3 protein-coding genes and 1 pseudogene are annotated in these 5214 nt (G+C 71.4%); 3 read left to right on the top strand and 1 reads right to left on the bottom strand.

The annotated features are described in order from the left end of the window. Positions 1 to 185: 185 nt before the first annotated feature. Positions 186 to 653 (bottom strand): peptidase inhibitor family I36 protein, encoded by a 468-nt coding sequence (locus tag SACPADRAFT_RS0212585; protein WP_007026383.1) that lies wholly within the window; start codon positions 651 to 653, stop codon positions 186 to 188. A 349-nt stretch (positions 654 to 1002) separates the two neighbouring features. Between SACPADRAFT_RS0212585 and SACPADRAFT_RS0212580 the strand changes: the two genes are divergently transcribed. The 3 genes and pseudogenes from SACPADRAFT_RS0212580 to SACPADRAFT_RS32820 all read left to right on the top strand — a co-directional run. Then, positions 1003 to 2976 carry a bifunctional copper resistance protein CopD/cytochrome c oxidase assembly protein gene (locus SACPADRAFT_RS0212580; RefSeq protein WP_007026384.1) on the top strand — a complete coding sequence of 658 codons (1974 nt, stop codon included), beginning with the start codon at positions 1003 to 1005 and terminating at the stop codon, positions 2974 to 2976. 200 nt (positions 2977 to 3176) lie between these two features. Next, positions 3177 to 4853 carry an energy-dependent translational throttle protein EttA gene (ettA, locus tag SACPADRAFT_RS0212575; protein ID WP_028662428.1) on the top strand — a complete coding sequence of 559 codons (1677 nt, stop codon included), beginning with the start codon at positions 3177 to 3179 and terminating at the stop codon, positions 4851 to 4853. An 81-nt stretch (positions 4854 to 4934) separates the two neighbouring features. Continuing rightward, positions 4935 to 5214 (top strand): annotated as a pseudogene (locus tag SACPADRAFT_RS32820) (hypothetical protein); the annotation flags it as partial.

The raw sequence follows: 5214 nt of genomic DNA, 5'->3' as shown, positions 1-5214 counted from the left end.
CGGGCGGGGCGGGGGCCGCCGTGGGCCGTCGGGGCGGGAGGTGCTGCCCACGGCGGGGGCCGCGGTCGGGGCAGGCGCGGCCCCCGGACACGGCCACCACGCGTTCCCCTCCGCGGTGGACGCATCCGGGCCGGACGGACACCCCGGCGACGGGGACCGGGTGGGCCGAGGTGTCCGGGTCGAGGTCAGTCCCAGATCTTCACCGCACGCACCACGTACGGACTGCGGGGCACGAACGTGCCGGGACCGGGATAGGTGCTGAAGTCGCCTTCGGTGGCGCAGTGCCGGTCCTGGTAGACGGTCACGTGCCGGTCGATGCGGTTCGCGAAGGCGATCCCCTCCGCCGCGTCCGGGAGCGCTGCGCAACTCTCCGGATTGGTGTTCCGCAGCGAGAAGCTGATCCGCTCGCCGCCGTAGTCCTCCCCGCTCCAGACGCAGAACTGGCCCTGCCGGCACTCGCCGTCCCGGTCGGTCGGCGGCCCCGCGGATGATCCGGATGCCGGAGCCGACGCGGCCACCGGAGCCGCGGCCACGGCGACCGCCGCGACGGCCGCCGTCACGGCCGGGACACGGAGCCTGCGGGCGTTCCGCACGACGCGGGGTGCGCGGGTGACGGGGACAGCGGTGTCCTGCATCGGAGTGGTGTCGTGCATCGGGTCGAACTCCCTCGGTGCGGGCGGTCCCGTCCCGGCCTGCCGGTGACGGGGCCGCGTGAGCGGTGCGACTCTCACGATGCGCGGGGACGGGACCGCTGTCAGCACGGAACGGACAAACCTGTGGACAGTGCGTGTCTGGTGCCCGGAACGGGTGAAAGTTGTCCACAGGTCCGGGTCGGTCCGGCGGCGATCCCGGCGGCGTAGGTGTGCGGGTGCGCGAGGCACCCCACACCCGGTGCCCTCGCTGACCCGGCCGGGTGTGCGGCGGCCTACTCTCGGGGGCGTGTCCACGGAAGCCGAATCCGCCGAGCCGGTCACACCCGCCCGCCCCCGGCGCCGTCCCGCGATGGGCCCGCTGCTGGCGGTCGGCGCGCTGCTGGCCACCGTCGTCGCCGTGGCGCTGGTCGCGTTGTCCGGGGGCCTCAGCTACGGGGTCACGGGGCTGACCGACCCGGGCGACGTCACCCGCTACGGCATCGTCGTGGTGCGGGTGGGGGCGGACCTCGCCGCCGCCGTGAGTATCGGATCGCTGCTGCTGGCCGCGTTCCTCGTACCCCCGCAGAAGTCCGGCTTCCTCGCCGCCGACGGCTACGCGGCCGTCCGCACCGCCGGGGCGGCGGCCTGGGTGTGGTTGTTCTTCGCGCTCGCCTCGGTGCTGTTCGTCGCCGCCGACGGGGCGGGACGGCCGTTCACCGAGGTGCTCGACCCCGAGGCGCTGGGCAACTACGTCGGCGCGATCGAACAGCCGAAGGCGTGGCTGATCACCGCCGGGATCGCACTGCTGGTGGCGATCGGCTGCCGGCTCGTCCTGTCCTGGCGCTGGACCGTCGTGCTGTTCTCCGGCTCGGTCGCGGGCATCCTCCCGATCGCGGCCACCGGTCACTCGGCCAGCGGCGGTTCCCACGACCTGGCCACCAACAGCCTCTTCTACCACCTCATCGGCGCGGCGCTCTGGGTCGGCGGTCTGATCGCACTGCTGACCCACGCCCGGCGGCGCGGGGCACACCTGCCGCTGGCGGCCTCCCGGTTCTCCCGGACGGCCCTGGTGTGCTGGATCGTGCTCGCGGCCTCCGGGGTGGTCAACGCCGTGGTGCGGGTCGCACCGGACCAGCTCCTCGACACCCGCTACGGCCTGCTGGTGCTCGGCAAGGTGGTGGCGCTGGCCGTGCTCGGCGTGTTCGGCCACCAGCACCGGCAGCGCAGCGTGCGCGCGCTGCGCGACAGCGGGGGCTCGGGGCCGCTCGTGCGGCTCGCGGCCGTCGAGGTGCTGGTCATGCTGGTGACCTTCGGACTGGCCACGGCGTTGTCCCGCACCCCGCCGCCGCAGGAAGTCTACGCGGAGCCGTCGAACACCGAGGTGCTCATCGGCTACGACCTGCACGGGGCGCCGACCGTGCTGCGGCTGATCGCCGACTGGCGGTTCGATCTGATCTACGGCACGGCCGCCGTGGTTCTCGCGGCGGTCTACCTGCTGGGGGTGCGCAGGCTGCGCCGGCGTGGGGACGCCTGGCCGGTGGGACGCACGGCGGCGTGGCTGCTCGGCTGCGCGACGCTGTTGGTGTCGACGTCGTCCGGCCTGGGCCGGTACTCGCCCGCCATGTTCAGCGTCCACATGGTCAACCACATGTCGCTGTCGATGCTGGTCCCGATCCTGCTGGTGCTGGGCGGGCCGGTGACGCTGGCACTGCGGGCGCTGCCGCCCTCGGGGCGCGACGCCCCCCCGGGGCCCCGGGAGTGGCTGCTGGCGCTGACGCACTCCCGGCTCGCCCGGGTGCTGACCAACCCGATCGTGGCGTTGGTGCTGTTCATCGGGTCGTTCTACGGCCTGTACTTCTCCGGGCTGTTCGACGCCGCACTGTCCGAGCACTGGGCCCACCTCGCCATGAACGCCCACTTCCTGCTGGCGGGCTACGTCTTCTTCTGGCCGGTGATCGGGGTCGACCCGGCCCCGCGCCGACTGCCTCCGCTGGGCAGGCTGGGACTGCTGTTCGCGTCGGTGCCGTTCCACGCGTTCTTCGGGGTGATCCTGATGAACATGCAGACGGTGATCGGGGCCGAGTTCTACCGGGCGCTCGACCTGCCCTGGATGGAGGACCTGCTCGCCGACCAGCGGCTCGGCGGTGGTATCGCGTGGGCCTCGGGGGAGATTCCCGTACTGATCGTGATGATCGCGTTGCTGGTGCAGTGGGTCCGTTCCGACGAACGCGAGGCCCGGCGACGCGACCGCCGGGAGGACGCCACGGGCGACGCCGAACTCGCCGCCTACAACGCGATGCTGCGGCAGATGGCCGAGCAGGACGGGCGGCGCCGGGTGGAATAGGTCACCCGATCGCGGCAGCCCGAGGTCCGTCGCCGCCGCGGCGGGCCACCCGTGTCGCGTGTGCCCAGCGGTTCCGCCTCCGCCGCGGCGGGGGGCGTCCGGCCGTCCGGTGTCTCCGCGTGGTGCGCCCGTGCTCACGACCGGTGGCCCATCGGTGAGGCGGGGTGATGAGGTCGTCGGCTTCGCTCTACGATCGGAGTATGGCCGAGTTCATTTACACCATGAAAAAGGTGCGCAAGACCGTCGGGGACAAGGTGATCCTCGACGACGTCAGCACCGCGTTCTTCCCCGGCGCCAAGATCGGCGTGGTGGGACCGAACGGTGCGGGTAAGTCCACCGTTCTGAAGATCATGGCTGGGCTCGACCAACCGAGCAACGGGGAGGCCTTCATCCAGCCGGGGGCCAGCGTCGGCATTCTCCAGCAGGAGCCGCCGCTGAACGAGGAGAAGACCGTCCGCGGCAACGTGGAGGAGGGGCTCGGCGAGATCAAGGTCAAGCTGGACCGCTTCAACGAGATCGCCGAGAAGCTGGCCACCGACTACAGCGACGCCCTGATGGAGGAAATGGGCAAGCTGCAGGAGGACCTCGACCACGCCGACGCCTGGGAGCTGGACTCGCAGCTCGAACAGGCGATGGACGCGCTGCGCTGCCCCCCGGGGGACGAGCCGGTGAGCCACCTCTCCGGCGGTGAGCGCCGCCGGGTGGCGCTGTGCAAGCTGCTGCTGTCGGGGCCGGACCTGTTGCTGCTGGACGAGCCCACCAACCACCTGGACGCCGAGAGTGTGCTCTGGCTGGAGCAGTTCCTGGCGACCTACCCGGGTGCCGTCCTCGCCGTGACCCACGACAGGTACTTCCTGGACAACGTCGCGGAATGGATCATGGAGCTGGACCGGGGCCGGGTCGAGGGCTACGAGGGCAACTACTCGACCTACCTGGAGAAGAAGCGCGAGCGCCTGGAGGTCCAGGGCAAGAAGGACGCCAAGCTCGCGAAGCGGCTGAAGAACGAGCTGGAATGGGTCCGCTCCAACGCGAAGGCGCGGCAGTCCAAGTCCCGCTCGCGGCTGCAGCGGTACGAGGAGATGGCCGCCGAGGCGGAGAAGAGCAAGAAGCTGGACTTCGAGGAGATCCAGATCCCGCCGGGGCCCCGCCTGGGCAACGTGGTGGTCGAGGTGGAGAACCTCCGCAAGGGCTTCGACGACCGGCTGCTGATCGACGACCTGTCCTTCACGCTGCCGCGCAACGGCATCGTCGGCGTGATCGGCCCCAACGGGGTCGGCAAGACGACGCTGTTCAAGACGATCGTGGGTCTGGAGGAGGCCGACTCCGGCACCGTCAAGGTCGGCGACACCGTCCAGCTCTCCTACGTCGACCAGCAGCGTGCGGGCATCGACCCGGAGAAGACGGTGTGGCAGGTCGTGTCCGACGGGCTCGACTACATCCACGTCGGCCAGGTCGAGATGCCCTCCCGCGCCTACGTCAGCGCGTTCGGTTTCAAGGGCCCCGACCAGCAAAAGCCCGCGGGTGTGCTCTCCGGTGGTGAGCGCAACCGGCTCAACCTGGCGATGACCCTCAAACAGGGCGGCAACCTGATCCTGCTCGACGAGCCCACCAACGACCTCGACGTCGAGACCCTCGGCTCGCTGGAGAACGCGCTCGAACAGTTCCCCGGCTGCGCCGTGGTGATCTCGCACGACAGGTGGTTCCTGGACCGCGTGGCCACCCACATCCTCGCGTGGGAGGGCACCGAGGAGAACCCGGCGAAGTGGTTCTGGTTCGAGGGCAACTTCGAGGGCTACGAGAAGAACAAGATCGAACGGCTGGGTGCGGAGGCCGCCCGGCCGCACAGGGTGACGCACCGCAAGCTGACGCGCGACTGACACGAGTGGCGTGCCGCCGGCACGAGGCGAGTGCCCGGCGACGACCGAGCCCCCCGGAGCCAACGTTGAGCGGGAGACCCAGTGGTAGCCACTGAGCACACCAACGCGAGCGCGGTCAACGGCCGCCGAGCCGCTGCCCACGACGACGTCGAGGAGGGCCCGGGTTCGATCGCCCGGCTCGTCGAGCACGCCACCGCCCTCGAGGTGCGGGCCCCCGAGCTCGCGTTGATCCTCGGTGAACGCGCCGCCGCGCTGGCCGAGTCGGCGGGGGACAACGAGCTGTGGGTGCGGGCGGAGAGCCTGGTCGTGCACGCCCGGGTCCGGCTGGGGCACCGGGCGTCCACGGTCGGCCGGGCGGTCG

The sequence above is a fragment of the Saccharomonospora iraqiensis subsp. paurometabolica YIM 90007 genome (genome assembly GCF_000231035.2).
Taxonomy (GTDB): Bacteria; Actinomycetota; Actinomycetes; order Mycobacteriales; family Pseudonocardiaceae; genus Saccharomonospora; species Saccharomonospora paurometabolica.
This window is presented reverse-complemented; position numbering and strand designations above follow the sequence as displayed.